This window comes from Nonomuraea sp. NPDC050540 (assembly GCF_044457485.1).
Lineage (GTDB): Bacteria > Actinomycetota > Actinomycetes > Streptosporangiales > Streptosporangiaceae > Nonomuraea.
The window spans coordinates 196662-220180 of record NZ_JBITHA010000013.1; the positions used below are offsets into that span (position 1 = coordinate 196662).

At 69.4% G+C, this 23519-nt stretch carries 24 protein-coding genes; 16 read left to right on the forward strand and 8 right to left on the reverse strand.

Features of this window, described 5'->3' with window-relative positions:
• Positions 1-1374, forward strand: a complete 1374-nt coding sequence (locus ACIBI5_RS36635; protein ID WP_397253565.1) for an aldehyde dehydrogenase family protein — start codon at positions 1-3, stop codon at positions 1372-1374.
• Positions 1371-2372, forward strand: coding sequence for a nitrilase-related carbon-nitrogen hydrolase (locus tag ACIBI5_RS36640; RefSeq protein ID WP_397253567.1), 1002 nt, complete (start codon positions 1371-1373; stop codon positions 2370-2372). Before ACIBI5_RS36635 ends, ACIBI5_RS36640 begins: the two co-directional genes overlap by 4 nt.
• Positions 2373-2415: 43 nt before the next feature.
• On the opposite strand, the gene ACIBI5_RS36645 is transcribed toward ACIBI5_RS36640, so the two are convergent.
• The 4 genes from ACIBI5_RS36645 to ACIBI5_RS36660 are packed head-to-tail and all read right to left on the reverse strand — an operon-like array spanning position 2416 to position 6053.
• On the reverse strand, positions 2416-3198 hold the full coding sequence (locus ACIBI5_RS36645) for an ABC transporter permease (RefSeq protein ID WP_397253569.1): 783 nt from the start codon (positions 3196-3198) through the stop codon (positions 2416-2418).
• Positions 3195-3968: an ABC transporter permease gene (locus ACIBI5_RS36650; protein WP_397253571.1), complete on the reverse strand. Its 774-nt coding sequence runs from the start codon at positions 3966-3968 to the stop codon at positions 3195-3197. The genes ACIBI5_RS36645 and ACIBI5_RS36650 overlap by 4 nt, the downstream gene beginning before the upstream one ends.
• Complete coding sequence (locus ACIBI5_RS36655; RefSeq protein WP_397253573.1) at positions 3965-4948, reverse strand: ABC transporter substrate-binding protein; 984 nt, start codon at positions 4946-4948, stop codon at positions 3965-3967. The genes ACIBI5_RS36650 and ACIBI5_RS36655 overlap by 4 nt, the downstream gene beginning before the upstream one ends.
• A gap of 13 nt (positions 4949-4961) precedes the next feature.
• Positions 4962-6053, reverse strand: coding sequence for an ABC transporter substrate-binding protein (locus ACIBI5_RS36660; RefSeq protein WP_397253575.1), 1092 nt, complete (start codon positions 6051-6053; stop codon positions 4962-4964).
• 350 nt (positions 6054-6403) lie between these two features.
• Between ACIBI5_RS36660 and ACIBI5_RS36665 the strand changes: the two genes are divergently transcribed.
• The 14 genes from ACIBI5_RS36665 (at position 6404) to ACIBI5_RS36730 (ending at position 17976) form a co-directional block, all read left to right on the forward strand.
• Positions 6404-9148 (forward strand): nitrate- and nitrite sensing domain-containing protein, encoded by a 2745-nt coding sequence (locus ACIBI5_RS36665; protein WP_397253577.1) that lies wholly within the window; start codon positions 6404-6406, stop codon positions 9146-9148.
• Entirely contained in the window at positions 9145-9567 is a 423-nt protein-coding gene (locus ACIBI5_RS36670) for a roadblock/LC7 domain-containing protein (RefSeq protein ID WP_184965570.1), read from the forward strand. Before ACIBI5_RS36665 ends, ACIBI5_RS36670 begins: the two co-directional genes overlap by 4 nt.
• Before the next feature lie 37 nt (positions 9568-9604).
• On the forward strand, positions 9605-10006 hold the full coding sequence (locus tag ACIBI5_RS36675) for a DUF742 domain-containing protein (RefSeq protein WP_376773507.1): 402 nt from the start codon (positions 9605-9607) through the stop codon (positions 10004-10006).
• Complete coding sequence (locus ACIBI5_RS36680) at positions 9987-10574, forward strand: GTP-binding protein (protein WP_397253579.1); 588 nt, start codon at positions 9987-9989, stop codon at positions 10572-10574. The genes ACIBI5_RS36675 and ACIBI5_RS36680 overlap by 20 nt, the downstream gene beginning before the upstream one ends.
• A 58-nt stretch (positions 10575-10632) precedes the next feature.
• Positions 10633-12198 (forward strand): signal recognition particle protein, encoded by a 1566-nt coding sequence (gene ffh, locus ACIBI5_RS36685; RefSeq protein ID WP_397253581.1) that lies wholly within the window; start codon positions 10633-10635, stop codon positions 12196-12198.
• Positions 12199-12411: 213 nt separating this feature from the next.
• Positions 12412-12879 carry a 30S ribosomal protein S16 gene (rpsP, locus tag ACIBI5_RS36690; protein WP_397253582.1) on the forward strand — a complete coding sequence of 156 codons (468 nt, stop codon included), beginning with the start codon at positions 12412-12414 and terminating at the stop codon, positions 12877-12879.
• Between the two features lies 1 nt (position 12880).
• Positions 12881-13126, forward strand: a complete 246-nt coding sequence (locus ACIBI5_RS36695) for an RNA-binding protein (protein ID WP_379620357.1) — start codon at positions 12881-12883, stop codon at positions 13124-13126.
• An 85-nt stretch (positions 13127-13211) separates the two neighbouring features.
• On the forward strand, positions 13212-13715 hold the full coding sequence (rimM, locus tag ACIBI5_RS36700) for a ribosome maturation factor RimM (protein ID WP_397253584.1): 504 nt from the start codon (positions 13212-13214) through the stop codon (positions 13713-13715).
• A 4-nt stretch (positions 13716-13719) separates the two neighbouring features.
• The gene (trmD, locus tag ACIBI5_RS36705) at positions 13720-14484 is read left to right on the forward strand and encodes a tRNA (guanosine(37)-N1)-methyltransferase TrmD (protein WP_397253745.1); all 765 of its coding nucleotides are present in this window, start codon (positions 13720-13722) and stop codon (positions 14482-14484) included.
• Positions 14485-14963: 479 nt separating this feature from the next.
• Complete coding sequence (gene rplS / locus ACIBI5_RS36710) at positions 14964-15326, forward strand: 50S ribosomal protein L19 (protein ID WP_397253586.1); 363 nt, start codon at positions 14964-14966, stop codon at positions 15324-15326.
• Between the two features lie 125 nt (positions 15327-15451).
• Positions 15452-16315: a signal peptidase I gene (gene lepB, locus ACIBI5_RS36715; protein WP_397253588.1), complete on the forward strand. Its 864-nt coding sequence runs from the start codon at positions 15452-15454 to the stop codon at positions 16313-16315.
• A complete protein-coding gene (gene lepB / locus ACIBI5_RS36720) occupies positions 16315-16908 on the forward strand; it encodes a signal peptidase I (RefSeq protein WP_397253590.1) in 594 nt (197 codons plus the stop codon). Before lepB (ACIBI5_RS36715) ends, lepB (ACIBI5_RS36720) begins: the two co-directional genes overlap by 1 nt.
• Before the next feature lie 51 nt (positions 16909-16959).
• The gene (locus ACIBI5_RS36725; RefSeq protein WP_379633856.1) at positions 16960-17628 is read left to right on the forward strand and encodes a ribonuclease HII; all 669 of its coding nucleotides are present in this window, start codon (positions 16960-16962) and stop codon (positions 17626-17628) included.
• 24 nt (positions 17629-17652) lie between these two features.
• The gene (locus ACIBI5_RS36730) at positions 17653-17976 is read left to right on the forward strand and encodes a DUF2469 domain-containing protein (RefSeq protein ID WP_184965553.1); all 324 of its coding nucleotides are present in this window, start codon (positions 17653-17655) and stop codon (positions 17974-17976) included.
• A 618-nt stretch (positions 17977-18594) separates the two neighbouring features.
• Here ACIBI5_RS36730 and dprA read toward each other — a convergent pair.
• The 4 genes from dprA to ACIBI5_RS36750 form a co-directional block, all read right to left on the reverse strand.
• Positions 18595-19914, reverse strand: coding sequence for a DNA-processing protein DprA (gene dprA, locus ACIBI5_RS36735; protein ID WP_397253592.1), 1320 nt, complete (start codon positions 19912-19914; stop codon positions 18595-18597).
• Positions 19915-20351: 437 nt separating this feature from the next.
• The gene (locus ACIBI5_RS36740) at positions 20352-21887 is read right to left on the reverse strand and encodes a YifB family Mg chelatase-like AAA ATPase (RefSeq protein WP_397253594.1); all 1536 of its coding nucleotides are present in this window, start codon (positions 21885-21887) and stop codon (positions 20352-20354) included.
• A complete protein-coding gene (locus tag ACIBI5_RS36745) occupies positions 21888-22241 on the reverse strand; it encodes a YraN family protein (protein ID WP_397253596.1) in 354 nt (117 codons plus the stop codon).
• 320 nt (positions 22242-22561) lie between these two features.
• The gene (locus ACIBI5_RS36750) at positions 22562-23491 is read right to left on the reverse strand and encodes a tyrosine recombinase XerC (protein ID WP_397253598.1); all 930 of its coding nucleotides are present in this window, start codon (positions 23489-23491) and stop codon (positions 22562-22564) included.
• Positions 23492-23519 lie beyond the last annotated feature (28 nt).

Sequence of the window (23519 nt, forward strand, 5' to 3'; positions counted from 1 at the left end):
ATGACGCAGGTCAGGAACCCGCTCACCGGGGAAACCGACCGCCTGCTCGCACCACCGTCGCCCGCGCGGCTCACGGCCACGGCCGCCGAGCTGCGCGCGGCGGCGCCCGCCTGGCGCGAGGCGGACCGAGGGGCCGTGCTCAACCGCTTCGGGGCCGCGCTGGCCACCGACGACGAACTGCTCGCCGCGCTCGTGGCCGACACCGGCCGCACCGGCGAGTCGGTGCTGGAACGGCAGATCGTGGCGGGCATGATCGAGCGGTGGGTACGGCAGGCCCCCGCCCTTCTCGCCCCGCCCGAGGACGAGCCCGCCAGCCTGCCCGGCATCGTGGTCGGAGGTGAGGCGGTGCCGTACGAACTGGTCGGGGTGATCAGCCCGTGGAACTTCCCGCTGCTGCTCGGCCTCATCGACGCGATCCCGGCGCTGGCCGCCGGATGCGCGGTGCTGGTCAAGCCCAGCGAGGTGACGCCCAGATTCATCGAGCCGCTCATGAGGCTGGTGCCGGAGGAACTGCCGCTGCGGGTGGTCGAGGGCGCGGGGGAGACCGGCGCCGCGCTGATCGACCTCGTCGACGCGGTCGTGTTCACCGGCAGCGTGCCCACCGGGCGCAAGGTCGGTGAGGCCGCGGCCAAGGCGTTCATCCCCGCCTTCCTGGAGCTCGGCGGCAAGGACCCGGCCATCGTGCTGGCCGGCAGCGACCTCGACCGGGCCGCCGCCGCCGTCCTGTGGGGCGGCACCGCCAACGCCGGGCAGGCCTGCCAGTCGATCGAGCGGGTCTACGTGGAGCGGGCCGTACACGCGGAGTTCCTCGCGCTGCTCACCGACAAGGCGGCCAAAGTGATGCTGACCTGCGAGGGCGGCCCCATCGGCCCGATCATCGCGGCCGACCAGGCCGGCGTCATCGAACGCCACCTCGCCGACGCCGTCGAGTGCGGCGCGGTCGTGCACACCGGCGGCAGGATCGAGCACCACGGCGGCGGGCTGTGGTGCCGCCCGACCGTGGTGTCGGGCGTGGACCACTCGATGGCGCTCATGACCGAGGAGACGTTCGGGCCGATCCTGCCGGTGATGGCCGTGGACGACGCCGACGAGGCGGTGCGGCTGGCCAACGACGGCGCGTACGGGCTGTCCGGGGCGGTCTTCGCCGCGACCGAGCAGGACGCCCGCGCGCTCGCGCGGCGGCTGGAGGTGGGCGCGGTCAGCGTCAACGACGCCTCCCTGACGGCGCTGGTGCACGAAGGGGAGAAGAACTCCTTCAAGCTCTCCGGCCTCGGCGGCTCGCGCATGGGCAAGGTCTCGATCAACCGGTTCGTCCGCCGCCGCGCGCACCTGGTCAACCGCTCGGCCGCGGCCGACCCGTGGTGGCACCGGTGACCGCCTACCGGGCGCTGGCCCTGCAACTGGAGACCCGGGCGGTGACGGGGCTGGCCGACCCGCGTTCCGAGATCAGGGCGGCCATCGCCCGGGTGGACGCGGGCCTCGGCGGCTCCAAGGCCTGGATCGGTCCCGACCTGCGGTTGGTCGTCCTGCCCGAGTACGTGCTGACCGGCTTCCCCATCAGCGAGAGCGTCGCCGCCTGGCGGGACAAGGCGGCCCTGGCCCCCGACGGCGAGGAGTACAAGGAGCTGGCCGAGATCGCCGGCCGCCACGGCGTCTATCTGTGCGTCAACGCCTACGAGAGCGACGAGCACTTCCCCGAGCTGTTCTTCCAGGCCTGCGTGATCCTCTCCCCGCAGGGCGAGACGGTGCTGCGCTACCGCAGGCTCCACTCCATGTACTCGCCCAGCCCCTACGACGTGTGGGAGCGCTACCTCGGCGTCTACGGCATGGACGCGGTGCTGCCGGTGGCCAGGACCGAGATCGGCAACCTGGCAGCGCTGGCCTCGGAGGAGATCCTCTACCCGGAGCTGGCCAGGTCGCTGGCGCTGCGCGGCGCCGAGGTCTTCTGCCATCCGACCTCGGAGGCCTCCGCTCCGGCGCTCACGCCCAAGGCGATCGGCCGCAGGGCGCGCGCCATCGAGAACATGGCCTACGTGGTCTCGGCCAACAGCGGCGGCCTGAGCGGCATCTCCATCCCCGGCGACTCCACCAACGGCGGCTCGGAGGTCCTCGACTTCGAGGGCCGCGTGCTGGCCGTCGCCGGGCCGGGGGAGTCGGTGATCGCCGCGGCCGAGCTCGACCTCGACGGGCTGCGCCGCTTCCGCACCCGCCCCGGCATGACCAACCTGCTCTCCCGCGTGAAACCGGCCCTGTGGGCCGAGGAGTACGCCCGCCACGACGTGGAGCGCCCCGACGGCCTGACCGGCGCCGAGCCCGGCCGCGCCTGGTTCGTCGCCCGCCAGAAAGAGATCATCGAGCGCCTGTACGGCTGACGCGCGGACGCCCCCTCCCCTCGGAAACCGGGAAGGGGGCGTCTCAGCGGGTACGGCTGGCCCGATGCCAGCCCAGCGTCATCCGCTCCACCCCGATGAACACGGCGTTGAGCAGGATCCCGAGGATGCCCAGCAGCACGATGCCCGCCCACATGGCCGGGATGTCGAACTCGCTCTGCGCCTCCAGCATGCGGTGCCCGATGCCCTCGCTGCTGCCGACCAGTTCCGAGACGACCATCATGATGAGCGCCAGCGAGACGCTCAGCCGCAGCCCGGCGAAGATCTTCGGCGCCGCCGCCGGCAGGATGATGCGGAACACCCGCTGCGTCCTGCTCAGCCGGAAGACGTCCCCGGTCTCCGTGTACTGCTTGTCGACGAAGCGCGCCCCGTCCGCGGCGTTGATCAGCACCGGCCAGACGACGCCGTAGACGATCGAGGCCAGCTGCATCGGCGTACCGATCTTGAACAGGATGAGGAAGATCGGTAGAAGCGTCGACGGCGGCACGGAGCGGCCGAAGTGGATCAGCGGGTCGGCCAGCGCCGACAGCCAGCGCGAGCGGCCCAGCAGGACGCCGAGCGCCACCCCCGCCGCCGCGGCCATGGCCCAGCCGGCCATGAGCCTGGCCAGGCTCGGGACCAGGTCGGCGATCGCCTCGTCGGTGAGGAAGACCCGCGACAGCGGCCCGGAGAACCACATCTCGTGCAGCCGGACCACGATGACGCTCGGTGGCGGGAAGTAGGTGGCCTTGGCCTGCCGCGTGCCCAGTTCCCAGGCCAGGACGGCGACGGGCAGCAGCCAGTACCACGCGAGCCTGCGTATGATCATGACGTCGATCCCTGGTGCCAGTGGAACAACCGGCGCTCACCGGCCATGAACAACGCGTTGGCCGTCAGGCCGATCAGGCCCGCCCAGATCGTTCCGGCCAGCATCCTGTCGATGCGGTTGGCGCCGCTGGCGAGGGAGAGGAAGTTACCGATCCCGCCGCCGCCACCGGCGATGAGCTCGACGCTCACCGCCACGATCAGCGTGACCGACAGGGCGATGCGGATTCCGGTCGCGATGAACGGCGCCGCGCTGGGCAGGCTGACCCGCAGCACGATCGACATGCCGCCGAACCCGAAGCTGCGCAGGGTCTGCTTGGCCTGCGGGTCGACGTCGCTCAGGCCGTACATCGTGTTGATGAGCAGCGGCCACGCGCAGGTGTAGACGATCAGCGCGATCTTGGCGTCCTGGCTCTCGGTGAACAGGAACATCGCCAGCGGGATCAGCGAGACCGAGGGGATGGGCCGCAGAAACTCCACCAGCGGGCGAACGGAGCGCTCGACGACGGGCACGGTGCCGAGCAGCAGCCCGGCGGGCACCGCGGTGGCGATCGCGATCACCAGGCCGATGAGACAGGCCAGCAGGGTGTTGCCGACCTGGGACAGGAACTCGCCCTCGAAGGCGATCGCGACCGTGGTGGCCAGCACGGTCGAGACGAGCGGGATGATCTCGGGGTCGATGACCCCGAGACGTCCCAGGGCCTCTACGAGAACGAGGAATCCCAGGACGCCGGCGGCGCCCAGGATTCCTCGTCTGTTGCGGAGAGTGCTCATTCGACCTTGGCGGGGATGAGTGTCGAGACGTCCATCTTCGCCTTGAGGTAGCCGTAGCCGTGGAGCAGGTCGGCCAGCTTCTGGAACGCGGCCATGTCCGGCTCCATGCCGAAGCTGCCGAGCTTCATCGCGGCGACGGCCGGCGCGGGGATCTGGGTGTAGGTCGGGACCACCTCGTTGATGGCGTTGCGGTCCTCACCGGCGATCTTCTGCGCCTTGGCCAGCGCGCGGTGGAAGGCCGCGGCCGTCTTCGGGTTGTCGGCCAGCCACTTCTCCGACACGCCCCAGCCGTCGATCGGGATGCCCGCGGTCGGGCCGCTGGTGGTGTCGATGATCTGGGTCGCGCCCTCCTTGATCGCGGCCGACAGGAACGGCTCCACCAGCCAGGCGGCGTCGACCTTCTTGGAGGCCAGGGCGCCGAGCTGGTCGGCGAACTGGATCGCCACGAACTTCACGTCCTCCGGCTTGAGACCGGCCGCCTGAAGGTGGGCGTTGGTGGTGGTCTGGCCGAGCGCCTTCAGCACGTTGACCGCGACGGTCTTGCCCTTGAGGTCGGCCGTCGCCTTGACCGGCGAGTCCTTGGGCACGACGACGCCCGCGATGCCGGGGGCGCCGGTCTGGACGTGCTGGAAGAGCTTGAGCTTGGCCGCGCCGGAGTCCTGGATGGCCATCAGCGAGACGTAGCTGGTGAGGAAGGCGTCCATGCTGCCGTTGAGGATCTTGGGCATGACCGCCTGCGGAGCCTGGATGATCTCCGTCTTGACGGTCAGGCCCTCCGCCTTGAAGAAGCCGCGCTTCTCGGCGATGTACAGCGGCGAGGAGGAGGGCACGGGCACCACGCCTACGGTGATCGTGCTCTTCTCCAGTCCGCCGGCGGGGGCCGAGCCCTGCGCCTTCGGCGTCTCCTTCTGCCCGCCGCCGCACGCGGCCAGGGCGAGAACGGTCGCGCAGGCGACGGTGACGACCCGCGTTAATCTCATGTTTTCGCTCCTGCTACTGCTCGGGTCCGTTGAAGACCATAGTGGGGACATCAATCTTGCTCTTCAGATAGCCGAACTCGTGCATGAGGTCGGCCACGCGCTGGATGCGCGTCGCGTTGAGCGAGGTCGGGAAGGTCCCCATGGCCATGGTCATGACCGCTTCCTTGGGGATCTGCGTGTACTTCGGGACCACCTCGGCCAGCGCGGAGCGGTCGGTCGCGGCCAGGCGCTGCGCCTTCTGGACGGCGCGCTGGAAGGCGGCGGCGGTCTTCGGGTGCTTGGCGACCCAGGCGTCGGTGCTGCCCCAGCCGTCGATCGGCAGCGACTCGGTGGGGCCGGTGTTGGTGTCGAGCAGCACGCGCGCGCCGCCCTGCTGCGCCGCCGACAGGAACGGCTCCACGAGCCAGGCGGCGTCCACGGTGCCGGTCTTCAGCGCGGCGATCTGCGCCTGGAAGTCGATCACGGTGAACTTGACGTCCTGCGGGCTGAGCTCGTTGATCTGCAGGTGGGCGCTGACCGAGAGCTCGCCGAGGTTCTTGAGCGAGTTGACGGCGATGGTCTTGCCCTTGAGTTCCTTGGCGCTCTGCAGCTTGGAGTCCTTCGGGACGACGACGGCGGCGATGCCGGGTGCGCCCTGGAGGGTATCGGACAGGATCTTGATCTTCTGACCACTGTCCTGAAGGTTTAGGAACGACACGTAACTGCCCTTGAAGATGTCCATGCTGCCGTTGGCGATCTTGGGCATGACCGCCTGTGGCGCCTGGATGACCTCCATCTTGACGTTGAGGCCCTCTTGCTTGAAGAAACCTCGCGCTTCGGCGATGTAAACCGGCGCGGACGACGGCACGGGGGAGACCCCGATGGTGATCGTCGTCTTCTCAAGGCCCCCACCTGCGGAGGAACCAGAGGGAGAGCCTGAGCCGCTGCTGCAGGCGGCAAGGGAAACGGCCACGACGAGCCCGATTACGGACACGCGGAGGGTAGGCCCGAAAGTCATGAGTCTCCTCGACGGGGTGGTGCAAGGGTTCCGCGAGCGTCCCGAGCGACTGGTGGGAGCCGTGCGAACAGGCGGAGATCGTACCGGAGCCCCGGTCGCAATTGCCATGAAATCATCCGATTTGTGTTGTCCGAAATATCGAAGGCTGAGCCGTATGTCCGAAATAATGACCTTTGAGGTGATAATGAAGATGTGATATGGCAGGGAGTGGGTGATTTGCAATGCTTGATGAGTTCGGTGAGACCGGAGTGTTGGCCTGAGTTAGGAGGATGTGCTCAAATAGCTCCTTGTTCCGAGGGTTGTCCCGTCTATCCCTCACCACCCCGTGGAACCCGCGAGGAAGTGCCAGTCACGTGAGGAAACGATCCGGCGCGAACCAGCGTGGCACGCAGAGTCCGGTGCCCACGCAGGCACACTCCAAAGCCGGTGGCGGTAGGTTCCGACTCCGCAACTGGCGCGTGCGATGGCGGCTCATCGCGCTCATCGCCGTCCCGACCGCCGTCGGTGTGTGGATCGGCGGCCTGCAGATCGTGGACTCCATCGGCCGGGCCAACGCCTATCAGCGTGTCCTGGAAAAGGCGGAATTGGGGGATTCCATCACGGAGCTCGTCCACGAGCTCGCCCTGGAACGTGACCGGGCCGTCCAGTACGTGGCCGTCGGCCGCCGCAAGCCCGCCGAAGCCGACTTACGCGGCACGTTCACCCCGGTCGACAAGGCCGTCACCGCCTTCAACCAGAAGGCCGCCGTCATCTCCGACGCGCACGGCGAGAGCGTGAGCCTCATGGTCCAGCAGATGCAGGGCCGTCTGGAGGAGATCGCCTTCGCCCGCGACACCGTCATCAAGTCGCAGCTGCCCGCGCTGCCCACGATGCGCAAGTACTCCCAGATCATCGACGCGCTCCAGAAGTTCCACGACGAGATCGGCCAGGGCGACGTCGACGAGACCCTGAGCAACAGCGTCCGCGCCTTCAGCGCCCTGACGCGCGCCAAGGACGCCGCCTCCCAGCAGCGCGGACTGCTGGCCGCCGCGGCCACGACCGGCGCCTTCCAGACCGGTGAGCAGGAAGCCTTCGGCGGCGCCCGCGCCCAGCAGGAGAGCGAGATCGCCGCCTTCCGGTCGACCGCCTCCATCGACGAACTGCAGTTCTACGAGGACACCGTCACCGGCGCCGACGTCGACCGCGCGGCGCTGTTCCGCCTGCGCGCGCTGTCGCAGGCGGCCGAGGGCAGCGCCATCGACCTCGACTCCCGGACCCGCGCGGACGCCGATCGCTGGTTCGAGTCGATCACCGGTGCCATCGACGCCATGCGCACCGTGGAGAAGCGGCTGTCGCAGTCGATCAACGTGCAGAGCCGCGGGCTGAAGGACTCCGCTCAGACCTCCGCGCTGTTCGCCGCGGTCGGCTCCGGCCTGCTGCTGATCCTGGTCCTGATCGTCACCACCCTGATGGCGCGCTCGCTGGTCAGCCCGCTGCGCCGGCTGCGCAGCGAGGCCCTGCACATCGCCGGCCAGCGCCTGCCGGACACCGTGCGCACCATGCGCGAGACCGTCGACGCCAGCACGCCCGAGGTGCCGCCCATCGGCGTCGTCTCCGAGGACGAGATCGGTGAAGTGGCCCGCGCCTTCGACGAGGTCCACCGCGAGGCGGTACGGCTGGCGGGCGAGGAGTCCAGGCTCCGAAGCAACGTCAACGCCATGTTCGTCAACCTCTCGCGCCGCTCCCAGACCCTCGTCGAGCGCCAGATCACCCTCATCGACGGCCTGGAGCAGGGCGAGCAGGACGAGAGCCGGCTGGCCAACCTGTTCAAGCTCGACCACCTCGCCACCCGCATGCGCCGCAACAGCGAGAACCTCCTGGTCCTCGCCGGGCAGGACCCGCCCCGCCGCTGGAGCCAGCCGGTCAAGCTGGTCGACGTCGCCCGCGCCTCCCTGTCGGAGGTCGAGAACTACGAGCGCGTCGTCCTCCAGGTGCCCGACGGCGTCTCCGTCGCCGGACAGGCCGTCAACGACGTCATCCACCTGCTGGCCGAGCTGGTCGAGAACGCCCTGTCGTTCTCCCCGCGCGAGACCCGCGTCACCGTCTCCGGCAGCCGCATCGACGGCGGCGGCGTCATGCTGTCGATCACCGACTCCGGCATCGGCATGACCGGCGAGGAACTCACCCAGGCCAACGACCGCCTCACCGACGCGCCCACGGTCGACGTCTCCGTCTCCCGGCGCATGGGCCTGTTCGTGGTCGCCCGCCTGGCCCACCGCCACGGCATCCGCGTGCAACTGCGCCCCCACGGCTCCGGCGGCCTGACCGCCATGGTCCTGCTGCCGGAGGCGTTGCTCGGCGCCCAGGCGGCCGCCATGGCCGGAGCCGGCTCCGGACCCGGCCCGGTCAGCGCGCCGCCACCGCACCCGCCCGTGGTCGAGCCGTTCAACGGCCAGCCCATGCAGTGGGGCCAGCAGATGCCCGGCGGCCACCCCTCCTTCCCGTCGAACCCGGCCAGTGGCTCGTGGCCGTCGATGCCCCAGTGGCCCTCCGAAGGCGGCGTCCCCGCCGCCGGCGGCGGCGGGAACGGCGGCTGGCCCTCCGACCCGCGCGGCGGCGGCCCCGACACCTCGGACGTGTGGGTGCCCTCGCGCAACACCGGCGGTGGCGGCTGGGGGAACGAGCCCCCGCTGCCCAAACGCCAGCCGGCGCCTCCCTCGGAGGAGGTGTCCACCTGGTCCTTCAACCGCGAGCAGCAGCAACAACCGCAGCGCCCGCAGAACCGTTACGACTTCCCCGAGACCGAATCGGCCGCCACCGGGCCCATCCCGGCGGTGAACCAGGGCGACGAGTTCCTGCCGATCTTCGCCTCGGTGGAGTCGGCCTGGTTCGAGCACAACGACAACGGCGGTGGCAACTGGGGCTCGACCAAGGCCGACGCGGGCTGGAGCGCGGCGGAAGCCGTACGCGAGCCGGTGCGAGACGCGCCGACGGCGGCGGGACTGCCGAAGCGCGTCCCCAAGGCCAACCTGGTGCCGGGCTCGGCCGACACCGCCAGCGCGCCGAAGGGCGTGGCCCCGGTACGCAACGTCTCGCCCGACCGGGTACGCAGCCGGCTGAGCAGTTTCCAGCAGGGCTTCCGAGCAGCACGTGATGACATCAGCGAAGGCAGGGCGTATCCCCCTGGCTCGAAGCACGTTGATAGCAGGGAGGAGGGCGAATGAACGACCTGAGCCACGCGGCGCGCGGGGTCGACTGGCTGATCACTGATTTCGTCAGCACCGTTCCCGGGGTCGCCCATGCTGTTGTGGTCTCTTCCGACGGGTTACCGCTCGCGGCCTCCGCCGGCTTCCCGACGGACAGGGCCGACCAGCTGGCCGCGATCGCCTCCGGGCTGATCAGCCTCACCCAGGGCGCCGCCCGGGTCTTCGAGGGCGGGGTGGTCAACCAGACCATCGTGGAGATGGAACGCGGTCTCATGCTGATCATGTCGATCAGCGACGGCTCGTGCCTGGCGGTCCTGGCCGCCCCCGACTGCGACATGGGGCTGGTCGCCTACCAGATGACCCTGATGGTGGACCGTGCCGGGCAGGTGCTGACCCCCGCGGTACGCGCCGAACTGCGCGCCAGCCAGACCAGGTGATCAGCGTGAGCGACCATAGCTGCGAGGTGTACGCCTCGTGAACAGCCACCCTAGTTGGAACAGCGGCGGCGGCTGGGAACCCCCGCCGCCGCCCCACAACGACCCCGCCTCGCCGGTACGCCCGTACGCGGTGACGGGCGGGCGCACGGCGCCGCGGGTCAAGCTCGCCATGGAGGCCCTGGTGTCATCGGCCACGGCCGAACACCGGGAGTTCTCGCACATCACCCCCGAGTACCAGGCGATCTCCCAGCTGTGCCGTCAGGTGCGCTCGGTCGCCGAGGTCTCCGCGCTCCTGCGGATACCGCTCGGGGTGGTGCGGGTGCTGATCGCCGACATGGCGGCAGAAGGTCTGGTCCGCGTGCACCAGCCAGCGCTGGAAGCCGGAAGGCCGGACGTGTCTTTGCTCGAAAGGGTGCTCAGTGGACTTCGCAGGCTCTAGCCCCGGCCTCACCTCGACGAAGATCGTGGTGGCCGGAGGCTTCGGTGTCGGTAAGACGACGTTCGTCGGCGCGGTGTCGGAGATCATGCCGCTGACCACGGAGGCGGTCATGACAGACGCCTCAGCGGGGATCGACGACCTCGGGATGACACCACTGAAGTCCACGACGACCGTGGCCATGGACTTCGGCCGCGTGTCGCTGGACCGTGACCTCATCCTCTACCTGTTCGGCACGCCGGGTCAGCACCGGTTCTGGTTCATGTGGGACGACCTGGTGCGCGGTGCCATCGGCGCGGTCGTGCTGGTGGACACCCGGCGCCTGGCCGACAGCTTCCCGGCCATCGACTACTTCGAAGAGGCGCAGCTGCCGTTCGTCGTGGGCGTCAACGGCTGGGACGGCACGTACCCCCACAGCGACGGCGAGGTGCGCGACGCCCTCACGCTGGCGCCGCACATCCCGCTGGTGCGCCTGGACGCCCGGTCCAAGGACTCGGTCAAGAGCGCGCTCATCCACCTGGTCGAGCACGCCCTTACGGTACGCATGGCCGTGCCCGGCTGGAATGGCTGAAGGAGCGACTAGGCTGGGTCCAGACCACGCATAACCGCATCGAGGACTGGCCAACCACGTGTTCGAGACGCTTTCCGACCGGTTGACATCGGTCTTCTCCTCCCTCCGTTCCAAGGGTCGGCTGTCCGACGCCGACATCGACGCGACCACCCGCGAGATCCGCATCGCGCTGCTCGAGGCCGATGTCGCGCTGCCGGTGGTCAAGGCGTTCGTCGCCCAGGTCAAGGAGCGTGCCCGGAGCTCGGAGGTCTCCGGCGCGCTCAACCCGGCGCAGCAGGTCGTCAAGATCGTCAACGAGGAGCTCATCGCCATCCTCGGCGGCGAGACGCGCAGGCTCCGCTTCGCCAAGACGCCGCCGACCGTCATCATGCTGGCGGGTCTGCAGGGCGCGGGCAAGACGACGCTGGCCGGCAAGCTGGCCCGCTGGCTGCGCGAGCAGGGCCACGTGCCGCTGCTGGTCGCCGCGGACCTGCAGCGTCCCAACGCGGTCAACCAGCTCCAGGTCATGGGCGAGCGCGCGGGCGTCGTCACCTACGCGCCCGAGCCCGGCAACGGCGTCGGCGACCCGATCGAGGTCGCCAGGCAGTCGATCGAGGTCGCCCGCCAGAAGCAGCACGACGTGGTCCTCATCGACACCGCCGGCCGCCTGGGCATCGACCAGGAGATGATGAAGCAGGCCGCCGACATCCGCGACGCGGTCTCGCCCGACGAGGTCCTCTTCGTGGTCGACGCCATGATCGGCCAGGACGCGGTGACCACCGCGCAGGCGTTCATGGAGGGCGTCGGCTTCGACGGCGTGGTCCTGACCAAGCTCGACGGCGACGCCCGCGGCGGCGCGGCCCTCTCGGTGCGGCACATCACCGGCAAGCCGATCATGTTCGCCTCCACGGGCGAGAAGCTGGAAGATTTCGACGCCTTCCACCCCGACCGGATGGCCTCGCGCATCCTCGACATGGGTGACGTCCTCACCCTGATCGAGCAGGCGCAGAAGACGTTCGACGAGGAGCAGGCCGCCAAGATGGCGGGCAAGCTCACCTCGGGCGAGAACTTCACGCTCGAGGACTTCCTCGAGCAGATGATGATGGTCCAGAAGATGGGCCCCATCAAGAACCTGCTCGGCATGATGCCCGGCATGGGGCAGATGCGCGACCAGCTCGACTCCATCGACGACCGCGACCTCGACCGCATCGCCGCGATCATCCGCTCGATGACCCCGGGCGAGCGCAGCGACCCGAAGATCATCAACGGCTCCCGCCGGGCCCGCATCGCCGCCGGCTCCGGCGTGACGGTGACCGCGGTCAGCAACCTCATCACCCGCTTCTACGAAGCCCAGAAGATGATGAAGCGGATGGCCGGCGGCATGGGCATCCCCGGCATGCCGGGCGGCCGCAACAAGGCCGCCAAGCAGCAGAAGAAGAACAAGAAGGGCCGCAGGGTCAGCGGCGACCCGCGCAAGGCGGCGCTGGGCAAGCCCGCCGCGTCACCCGAGGACGACGCCGCGCCCCCCAAGAAGGGCGGCCTGCTGGGCAACCTCGGCGGCGGCCCCAAGCTCCCGCCCGGGATGCAGCTTCCGCCCGGTTTCGACCCGTCGAAGTTCCAGCTTCCCGGCGACGACAAGAAATAGCTCCCCGTGGGGTACGGCGCGCGCCGCCGTGCCCCACGTGCCGTGTCGCTGTCAGTACCCACGGTCTGGCACAATGGCATGTTGGAACATCGTGACCAGGCGGGTGCCCTCTCACCTCCCGCCGGCCGCGCCTGTCCCTCGAGCGGCCCGCCATCGTGCCCCACTCGATGGCAAACCGTTCACCCACGCTCGATTGCAGGAGAGACCACACCCGTGGCAGTCAAGATCAAGCTCAAGCGGCTCGGCATGATCCGCAACCCGCAGTACCGCATCGTCGTCGCCGACAGCCGCACCAAGCGTGACGGCCGGGCGATCGAGGAGATCGGCCTGTACCACCCGAAGGAAGACCCTTCGGTCATCCAGATCAACGCTGAGCGTGCCGCCTACTGGCTGGGTGTGGGCGCGCAGCCCACCGAGCCCGTGCTGAAGCTGCTCAAGCTCACCGGTGACTGGCAGAAGTTCAAGGGCGAGCCCGCGCCGGCTCCGCTGAAGGTGGCCGAGGTGCCCGCCGACCGTCACCTCGTCTACGAGGAGGCCGCCAAGGAGGCGCTGTCCGGTGGCGACACCGGCAGCACCGGCACCACGCCGAGGAAGTCCAAGAAGAAGGACGAGGCTCCGGCTCCGGCCGCCGAGGCTCCCGCCGAGACGCCGGCCGAGACCCCCACCGAGGGCGAGGGCTGACGTGCTCGAGGAGGCTCTCGAGCACCTCGTTAAGGGCATCGTCGAACATCCTGACGACGTCCGGGTCCGCGCACGCCGCATTCGCAGCGGGCGCGTTCTCGAGGTCCGGGTGCACCCCGACGACCTCGGTAAGGTCATCGGCCGCGGCGGCCGCACCGCTAAGGCGCTGCGCACCGTCGTGAACGCACTGGCTGACGGAAAGTACGTCCGGGTCGATCTGCTCGACCTGCACGAAACGGTCCGTTAGCCCGCTGGTTTCACGCGCCCTCATCGGTTCTCCGATGGGGGCGCTCGCGTTGGGGCGTGCCGTACATGGAGAGAAGGAAGAGATCGTGCAGCTGGTAGTGGGGCGGATCGGACGTCCGCATGGTGTCCGCGGCGAGGTCACCGTGGAGGTGCGCACCGACGATCCCGAGCTGCGTTTCGCGCCCGGCACCGCGCTGGCCACCGACCCGGCCGCGCGCGGCCCGCTCGTGGTCGAGAGCCGCCGCTGGAACAAGAGCGTGCTGCTGCTGCGCTTCGAGGGCTTCACCGCGCGCGAGACGGCCGAGGAACTGCGCGGCACCATGCTCGTCATCGACTCCGCCGACGTGACGCCCTCCGACGACCCCGACGAGTTCCACGACCACCAGCTCGTCGGGCTCGCGGTCGTGACGGTGGGGGGAACGCCCGTCGGCGAGGTGACCGACGTGCTCCACCACGGCCAGGACCTCCTCGTCGTACGCCGCGGCGGCGGCCAGGACGACGCCCTGATCCCGTTCGTGAAGGCGCTGGTGCCCGAGGTCGACCTGGCCGGGGGCAAGCTGGTCGTCGACCCGCCGGAGGGGCTGCTCTGACATGGTGCGCCTCGACATCGTCTCGATCTTCCCCGAGTACTTCGCCCCCCTCGACGTCTCCCTGATCGGCAAGGCCCGCGAGCGCGGCACCCTCGACGTCCGCCTCCACCAGCTGCGCGACTGGGCGCACGACGTGCACAAGACCGTCGACGACACCCCCTACGGCGGGGGTCCGGGCATGGTGATGAAGCCCGAGGTGTGGGGCGAGGCGATCGACACCGTGATCGGCGACGGCGCGCCCCGCATGATCGTGCCGACGCCGAGCGGGCGGCCGTTCACGCAGGAGCTGGCGCAGGAACTGGCGCGCGAGGAGTGGCTGCTGTTCTGCTGCGGGCGCTACGAGGGCATCGACTCCCGCGTCATGACCGAGTACGGCTCGCGCCTGCGCGTGGACGAGGTGAGCATCGGCGACTATGTGCTGGCCGGTGGCGAGGTCGCGGTGCTGGTGATGGTGGAGGCGATCGGCCGGCTGCTGCCCGGTGTGCTGGGCAACGCGTGCTCGGCGGTGGATGACTCGTTCGCTCCTGGTTCGATGCGGAACCTGCTGGAAGGGCCCGTTTACACCAAGCCGCCGGTTTGGCGGGGGCACGAGGTGCCTGGCGTGTTGCTGAGCGGGCACCACGGGAAGGTCGCCAGGTGGCGTCGGGACCAGGCGCTGCGCCGTACCGTCGCGAACCGGCCGGAACTGGCGGCGGACCTGGACCCGGAAACGCTCGACAAGCACGACCGGGCACTACTCGAAGAACTCCACACCCCGAAATCCCCCTGACGCCGCTCGCCACCCCTTCACAGCCGTGCGGGCCGAGCGCCCGTTTAGCCTGACGCGCTTGCCATCGTGCGGGCACAGCCCCCTGACGCCGTCTTCGCCCGACCGCCCCGCCATAGCCCCGCCACCGTGCGGGCGGCGCCTCCGGCGGCCTTCGGCTCTGAGGGCCTATGCCATCCTGCGGGCGTGAGGCCCTTGACGCTCCTTGCGATGACGCCCTCCGCACCAACGGCGCTCGCCGCTGTGCCGGCGGAGCGGTCCAAAAGGCCGACGCTCCCAAGGTCGTCGCCGTCCCTCCTGGTGGGCTTCGTTTCGCTTCACGCGCGAACATGTGGCAAACTGAATCGCTGCCAACCCGTCACGTGGTTGGTTCGCCGTGCCCGGGGGACGCCCGGGTTCATCATGGAAGCAGGCGTGTCCGCCGCGAGCCGCGGCCGGGTGGACCTCCGCGTGCTCGCGAAGACTTTGAGGTAACAGCTCTCATGCACACGAAGATCCAGGAGCTCGACAAAGCGACCCTGCGCAGCGACGTGCCGGACTTCCGTCCCGGTGACACGCTCGAGGTTCACGTACGAGTCGTCGAAGGCAACCGGTCGCGTATCCAGGTCTTCAAGGGCTTCGTGCTGCGCCGCCAGGGCGCCGGCGCCCGCGAGACCTTCACCGTCCGCAAGGTGAGCTACAGCGTGGGCGTCGAGCGCACCTTCCCGGTGCACAGCCCGGTCATCGAGAAGATCGTGCTGGTCACCCGCGGTGACGTCCGCCGCGCCAAGCTCTACTACATGCGTGACCTGCGCGGCAAGGCCGCCCGCATCCGCGAGAAGCGTGAGAACGCGCCCGCCAAGTAAGGCGCGACCCAAAAGCCCGGTACCGCTTGGCCGTACCGGGCTTTTCTTTATATGGAGCGACTCGCGGGCGGGTGTACCGTCGGTCGAGGCTTGTCGAGCCCATGCATCATCTAGGCTCGTCAGCGATGACTAGCGAGAGCCAGGAGAACGGCGCAGCGCGCCGCCCTGTCAAGGACGAGGTGGACGTGGTCGCCGAAGAGACTCAGAAGGCCAAGGACCCCAAAAAGAAGGACAAGAAAGGGTCGTTCTGGAAGGAACTTCCCGTCCTGGTCGTCGTGGCCCTCGTACTAGCCTTGATCATCAAGACGTTCGTGATCCAGGCGTTCTACATTCCGTCTGAGTCGATGGAGAACACCCTGCTGAAGAACGACAGGGTGCTGGTGAACAAGCTGGTCTACCACACGCGTGACATCGAGCGCGGTGACGTCGTGGTCTTCTCCGGGGTCGACTCCTGGGACGGCGAGTTCGTGATGGAGGAGCCGTCGAACCCGATCGCGGCCTTCTTCCGCTGGGTGGGCACGGCCTTCGGCGTGGTCCCCGGTGAGAAGGACTACATCAAGCGGGTCATCGGCGTCGGCGGCGACAAGGTGAAGTGCTGCGACTCCAAGGGCCGCATCTCGGTCAACGGCGTGGCGATCGACGAGGAAAGCTACCTCTATCCGGGCAATGTGCCGTCGCGGGAGCCGTTCGAGATCACGGTGCCCGAAGGGCGCCTGTGGGTGATGGGCGACCACCGCGTGGTCTCGCTCGACTCGCGGGCCCACCAGGGCGATCCGGGTGGCGGTTCGATCCCGGAGAGCCAGGTCATCGGGCGGGCGTTCGTCATCGTCTGGCCTTTCTCGCGGGCGGCGACGCTGCCGATCCCCGACACGTTCGCGCAGCCCGCGCTGCAGGCCATGGCCGGGGGGCTGCCGCTGGTCGCCGGGTTCGCGTTCGCGGTGCCGCTGGTGCTGGTGCGTCGGCGGTGGGTGCTGAGGAGGAAGCGCTGATGGCCGTCACGAAGAAGGCGGAGCCCGCCGAGAAGAAGAAAAAGGGCGGATTCCGCGAGACGGTGCTCCTGCTGGTGCTGGGCGTCGGCATCGCGCTGCTGCTGCAGGCGTTCGTGGTCGGCTCCTTCTACATTCCGTCGGAGTCGATGGAGAACACGCTTCAGATCAACGACCGGGTGTTCGTCAACAAGCTCGCCGGGAAGCCGGAGCGGGGCGACATCGTGGTCTTCAAGGGCTGGGACGGACAGGACACCATCAAGCGCGTCATCGGCGTCGGCGGCGACAAGGTGGCGTGCTGCGACGCCAAGCGCCGGGTCACGGTCAACGGTGTCGCGCTCGAAGAGAAGTCCTACCTGTTCCCGGACGACGAGCCGTCGGGCGAGGACTTCAAGTACACCGTGCCGGCGGGCAAGCTGTTCCTCATGGGCGACCACCGGTCGATGTCGCAGGACTCGCGTGACCACGTCAAGCAGGAGGGCGCCGCCGGGTGGATCTCCGAGGAGGACGTGGTCGGCAAGGCGTTCGTGCGCTACTGGCCGCTGGGCCGGGGCGAGATCTTCCAGAAACCGGAGTCCTTCGACAAGGTGAAGTAGGCGCCGTTCCGGTCGCGGTTTGCGGCTATTGGGGCGTACGCTGCGTCTGTCATGACAGTTGCGTTCCGCCCCCGACCGAGCGTTGTCCGGCGAGATTCCGGGCTTTACGCGTACGAGAGAGCGCTGGCCCGCCGCGGTCTCACCCCGATCGCCGGGGTGGACGAGGCCGGTCGCGGCGCCTGTGCCGGGCCTCTGGTGGTCGCGGCGGTGATCCTTCGCAAGGAGATTCCGGGTCTGGGGGACTCGAAACTCCTGACAGCGGCCACACGCGAGCGCCTCTACACCTTGGTCACCAAGAGCGCCGACGTCGGGGTTGTCGTCATCCCGCCGCAGGAGATCGACGCGCGCGGGCTGCACCGGTGCAACGTGGCGGGAATGCGGCGGGCGGTGGCGCAGTTGACGACAGACCCGGAATACATCCTGACCGACGGCTTTCCCGTGCCGGGCCTGCCGGCGCCGTCGCTGGCGGTATGGAAGGGGGACCAGGTCGCCGCATGCGTGGCGGCGGCCTCCATCGTGGCGAAAGTGACGCGAGACCGGATGATGGTCTCGCTGGACACGGAGTTTCCCGCCTACGGTTTCGCCGAGCACAAGGGGTACACGACCGCTCGGCACCGGCGGGCACTGGAAGCTCACGGTCCGTGCTCGCATCACCGGTTCTCCTTCGTCACTGTGGCAAGGGAGATGGGTGACAATGAAATGGGGGCCGGGGTTGCCTGACCTCGGAACTACAGGAGGGACGCGATGAGCGCAGAAGATCTCGAAAAGTACGAAACCGAGATGGAGCTGCAGCTTTACCGCGAGTACCGGGATGTCGTGGGCCTGTTCACCTACGTCGTGGAGACGGAGCGGCGCTTCTACCTGACGAACTCGGTGGATCTCGACGTGAAGACGGCGGGGAACGGCGATGTGTTCTTCGACGTGAAGATGCAGGATGCGTGGGTTTGGGACATGTACCGGCCCGCACGGTTTGTTAAGAACGTACGGGTGGTGACGTTCAAGGATGTGAACGTCGAAGAACTGGCCAAGGCCGACCTCGAGATGCCCAAGGAGGGCTTCTCCAAGTAGGGGTGTTGGCTCACCGGGTTGGCCTCTGGAGTCCATCACGACACCGGGGGCCTCTCGTATGCTGCGCAACGTCCCTTTGCCGGTGCCCATGGCCTCGCCTCCCATCGGCCTGCTCCCGCGCCTCATCACCTTGGCCCGCCCGCGCTCGTTCGGGGTTGCCACGTCACCGGTTGCCACGCCTCCGACAGGCTCCGCCTCTGCGCCGGACGGCCTCCCCTGTAGCCCCGATCCCATGCCCTTGGCCCCTTCCGACACGGATGCTGTGCCGCCTTCCCGTCACCGCGCGCCAGAGGCCGGCCTCAGCGGTCCGGCCTCGCCGGGAGGGATCTCGATCCCGGCGGCGGAGGCCGGGCACGTCGCGGCCCGCGGCCGAGCCGAGCGTCACCTCGCGCACGGTCAGCCGGATGGAATCGTGTGGTGCTGTGCTCCTCGGACCTCGCGCGGTGCGGTCTTCCCGGTCACTGTGCCAAGGCTGCCCACAGCGGTCGGGTGCCGGTGGCGCTTCTCGGCGGTCACCGGGCAGGAAGGCGATCGCCGTATCTCCTCTGGCGGCCTGGTGTCATGTGTGCTCCCGGTTGGTGGTTGGCAGGGGTGGGGCCTCTGGGCTCTGGGACGGGGTCAGGGGCGGGAGAAGGCGCCGGGTTTGAGGCGCCAGCCCTTTGGGGTGCGCAGGACGTAGCCGGCGGCGGCCAGGCTGCCGAGGGCGCTGAGGGTCGTGGAGAGGTCTGTGCCCGCGGCTACCGCGATGGTGGCGGTCCCCGCACCACCTCTGCCGGGCACGGCGTCCAGGACGCTCCTGGCCGTCTCTGAGAGCGCGTCGTGGGGCACCACGGGGCCGCGCTGGGTCGGGGCCAGGTCGTCGCCGATCATGCCGACCAGGTCGATGAGTTCCGCCGGAGTGGTCACGCAGACGGCCTTGCGGTCGCGGAGCAGGCGGTGGCAGCCCGCGGACATCTCCGATGTGACCGGACCCGGGACCACGGCCAGGTGGCGCGACAGGGTCAGCGCGTGGGCCGCGGTGTTCGCCGCGCCGCTGCGCAGAGCCGCCTCCACCACGAGGGTTCCCCGGGAGAGGGCGGCTATCAGGCGGTTCCTGATCAGGAAGCGGGCGCGGGTCGGGTGAACGCCGGGCGGGCATTCGCTGATGACCGCGCCGTCTGCCCTGATCTCCGTGAACAGGTCGTGATGACCGCTCGGGTAGGAGATGTCCACGCCGCAGGCCAGGATGGCGATCGTGGTGCCACCGGCGGCCAGCGTCCCCCGGTGCGCGGCGCCGTCGATGCCAAGGGCGCCGCCTGAGACGACTGTCCAGCCGGACTCGGCCATGCCCGCCGCGAACTCCGCCGCCACATGAATTCCGTACGGCGTCGCCGCCCGTGCGCCCACGATGGACACCGAACGCAGGCAGGAGTAGCGGAGGTCGGCCGTGCCGTTCACCCACAGGCCGAGGGGGCGGCTGGTGCCGAGTTGGTCGAGCTGGGTGGGCCATTCGGGGGTGCCGGGGATGATCAGCCGGGCACCCGCCTTCTCACCTGCCGCCAGATCCGCTTCCGGGTCGGCCGCCTCCAGCCGCGCCTGCCACGCCCGCAGCCGCCGTCTGAGCCTGGCTTCCTGCGCGTCCGACGTTGTCGCGTCCCGTGTGGCCGCACGGTCGCCATTGGCTGCTCGGCCGTTGGGGCGTTGGTCTCCCTTGTGGTCCTCACCAGCGTTGGCGCTTTGGCGCTCAAGCTCGGGTGTCGGGGGCAGCGCGAAGTCGCCCTCGGTCGTGAGCTGGACCCACTCCCCGAGGTAGGCGTGGGGCGGGTCTCCGGCCTGGAGGACGCGTCCGGTCAGGACGTCCTGGGGACCCGCAGGGCTGGGAGTGCCCTGGTAGCGGGCCGGCCTCTGCTGTGTGGTGGGGTGTTGCGAGTCGCCGAGACAGGTGGTCTGGGAGAGCAAGGCCAGGGACGCCGCTTGGGAGGGTCCTGCCTGGTGAGGAGCGATTGCGGATGGGGATTGGCAAGGGCAAGCCCGTCCCTCGCAACTGGCCTGGCAGGAGAGGGCTTGGAGAGGAACAACCTGGAGGGGTGCGGTCTGAGTCTTGAAGAGGTGCGGGTCCATCAGGGATGTGGCGTTGGGGGCGATGGCCGAGGATGCGGTCCGGCAAGACGTGGCAGGAGAGCTGACCTGCGGTGGCGTGGTCGACGACTCAGGGTGGGGCGTGGTCGGGGTTGTGGTGAGGAGGGCGGGGGTGCCTGAGGAGTTGGCGTGGGCGTGGATCAGGCGGAGGGTTTCCACGGCGCCGAACTGGGCCACCAGGCGGCCCATGAGCTTGTCTCCGGCGTCCGCGGCTCGCATGAGGGCCACGCGGGCCAGGAGGTCGTCGTCCTGGGGCATCAGCCCACCCCCAGCCACAGGGCCAGCGCTGTCGAGACTTCTTCCACCTCGGGACGGTCCTTTCCCGCCAGGTCCGTGAGGGTCCAGGCGACTCGGATGATGCGGTCCAGGCCTCGTGTGCTCAACGTGCCGGAGTCGAGGCTGACCGACAGGGGCTTCATGGCGTCGTTCGTGGGGCGGAAGTCGGTGTGGAGGGCTGTGGACGGGACTTCGGCGTTGGTGCGCCATGGGGTGCGGGACAGGCGTTCGGCGGCCTGGTCTCTGGCCGCCTTCACCCGGGCGGCGACTACTTCGCTGGACTCGACGAAGTGGCGGTCGGCCATCAGTTCTCTGCGGGAGGAGCGGGCCACGGTGACCTTCATGTCGATGCGGTCCAGCAGCGGGCCGGAGAGTTTGCCCAGGTAGCGGCGTTTGACGACGGGGGTGCAGCGGCAGGTGTGGTCGCCTTCCTGCGGCTGTGAGCATGGGCAGGGGTTGGCGGCGAGGATCAGCATGAAGCGGGCCGGGAAGGTCACCGAACCCGCCGCCCGCGAGACGGTTGCGTAGCCGGATTCCAGGGGCTGGCGTAGTGAGTCCAGGACGTATCGCTGGAACTCCGGCGCCTCGTCCATGAACAGGACGCCCCGGTGGGCAAGGGACGCGGCGCCCGGACGGATGATCGTGCTGCCGCCGCCGACTATGGCCGCCGGCGTCGCCGTGTGATGCGGGCTGACGAACGGCGGCCTGCTCATCATGGGGCTGTCGGGAGGCAGGACTCCGGCTACCGAGTGGATGGCGGTCACCTCCAGGGCGTGGTCCAGTTGCAGATCGGGCAGGAGGGTGGGCAGGCGTTCGGCCAGGAGGGTCTTGCCGGTGCCGGGCGGGCCGAGGAGCCAGAGGTTGTGGCCGCCCGCCGCGCACACTTCCAGGGCTCGCCTGCCCAGTGGCTGGCCTACGACGTCGGCGAGGTCGACGCTGGGCCGTACCTGGGAGATCGTGGGGGTCAGCGGGGTTTCTGGGAGTTCCGGTTCGGGTGGGTCGTCGCCTCTGCGTAGCCATTCGGCCAGCTGGCGGAGGTCGCGGACCGGGACCACCTTCACGTTGGGGACGAGGCTGGCCTCGGCGGCGTTCGCGGTGGGGACCACGACCGTTATGTCGCCCTCCTTCGCGGTGCTCAGGACGGACGGGAGGATGCCGCGGACGGGACGGAGGCGGCCGTCCAGGCCCAGTTCGCCGAGGAAGGAGAACGACGCCAGGCGTTCGGCGGGGACCACTCCGGCCGCGCCCAGAATGGCCACCGCGATCGCCAGGTCGAACTGGCTGCCTCGTTTGGGGAGGCTCGCGGGGAAGAGGCTGACCGTGATGCGGGCGTCCGGCCATGGGTAATTGCTGTTGACCATCGCGGAACGCACCCGCTCGCGGGCCTCGCTCAGGGCGGTGTCGGGCAGGCCGATCAGGGAGATGCCGGCCAGGCCATTGCCCACGTCGGCCTCCACCTCCACCGTTCGGCCGGTGACGCCGATGAGGGCGACGCTTCTGGTGCGGGCCACGGCCATTCAGATCGCCCCCCGGATGTGGCGCATCGAGAAGTCGCCGGCGAAGCGTTCCAGGGCGATGACGTCCACGCGGACGGTTTCGTAGCCGCACGGCTGGGCGGCCAGCCACTTCGCGGCGAGCATGCGGAGGCGGGAGAGCTTCATGGGGCTCACCGACTCCAGGGCGGTGCCGTGGGAGCGGGTGGAGCGGGTCTTGACCTCGACCACTACGAGGGTTGGGCCGTCTCGGGCGATGATGTCGATCTCGCCGTGGCGGCAGCGCCAGTTGCGCTCGATGATCTCCATGCCCTCGGACTGCAGGTATGTGACGGCTAGCTGCTCGCCGTGCCTGCCGAGGTCTTGTTTCGCGGACATGTCGATGACTGTCGCGCAGACGGGATCTCGGGAAATCGCCGAACGGGGTTCTGGGGACGGTCGGGGGCGGCCGTGAGTGGGGTGTGGATAACTCCCGCCGAGTAACGCGCGTGCGGCTGAGAGCGTCGCACTCGGTGCGGGGTGCGGGGTGCGGGGTGCGGGGTGCGGGGTGCGGGGTGCGGGGTGCGGGGTGCGGGGTGCGGGGTGCGGGGTGCGGGGTGCGGGGTGCGGGGCTTTGGCACAGCGCTCGGGAGGGGTGCCTTGTTGGGGGCAGCGCCACCGGGGGCCGGGTGGAGGGGGTCAGGGTGGCTCGGTGGGGGTTATGCGCGGGGGTGGGCTTGGCGGTAGGCGGCTCGGAGGCGGTCTATGGAGACGTGGGTGTAGATCTGGGTGGTGTTCAGGGAGGAGTGGCCCAGGAGTTCTTGGACGCTGCGCAGGTCGGCGCCGCCTTCCAGGAGGTGGGTGGCGGCGCTGTGGCGTAGGCCGTGGGGGCTCAGGTCTGGGGCGCCCTCTACCTGGCGCAGGCGGGTGTGGACGATGCGGCGGACGGTGCCGGGGTCGATGCGTCCGCCTCTTGCGCCCAGGAAGAGGGCGTTGGCGGACTTGGGGGTGCTCCACAGGGGGCGGGCGTTGACGGACCACAGGTCGACGGCTCGCAGGGCGGGGAGGCCGAACGGGACGGTGCGTTCTTTGCGGCCTTTGCCGACCACTCGGATGACGTGGCGGGTGCGGTCCATGTCGTCCACGTCCAGGGAGCACAGTTCGCTCACACGGATGCCGGTGGCGTAGAGGAGTTCGAGGATCGCCTGGTCGCGCAGGGACTTGGGGGTGGTCTCGTCCGTCGGGGTCAGGGCGGCTTGGGCCTGCGGCTGGTCCAGTACGGCGGGCAGCGTTCTCGGCGCCTTGGCGCTGCCCAGCAGGAGGCCCGGGTCGGTGGGGATCCGGCCTTGGCGGTGGCAGAACGCGGTGAAAGTCCTGGCACACGCGGTACGGCGGGCCAGCGTCGCCCGGGACAGCCCTTCGGCGTGCTGGGCGGCCAGCCAGTGCCGGAGCGTGGCTATGTTCAGGCCGGTCAGCCACGTTTCGCCGTTGTCCTGGTCTCTCAGGTGGCGCAGGAGTGAGGTCACGTCCGAGACGTAGGCGCGGATGGTGTGGGGGGACAGGTCGCGCTCCAGCCTGAGGTGGCGTTCGAACGCGGTGATGATCTCCGCCGCCTCGTCGTCGGGCTGGCTGGGTGCTCCGGTCGGCATGGTCTTACTCTGCCCCGATCTGAGCCTC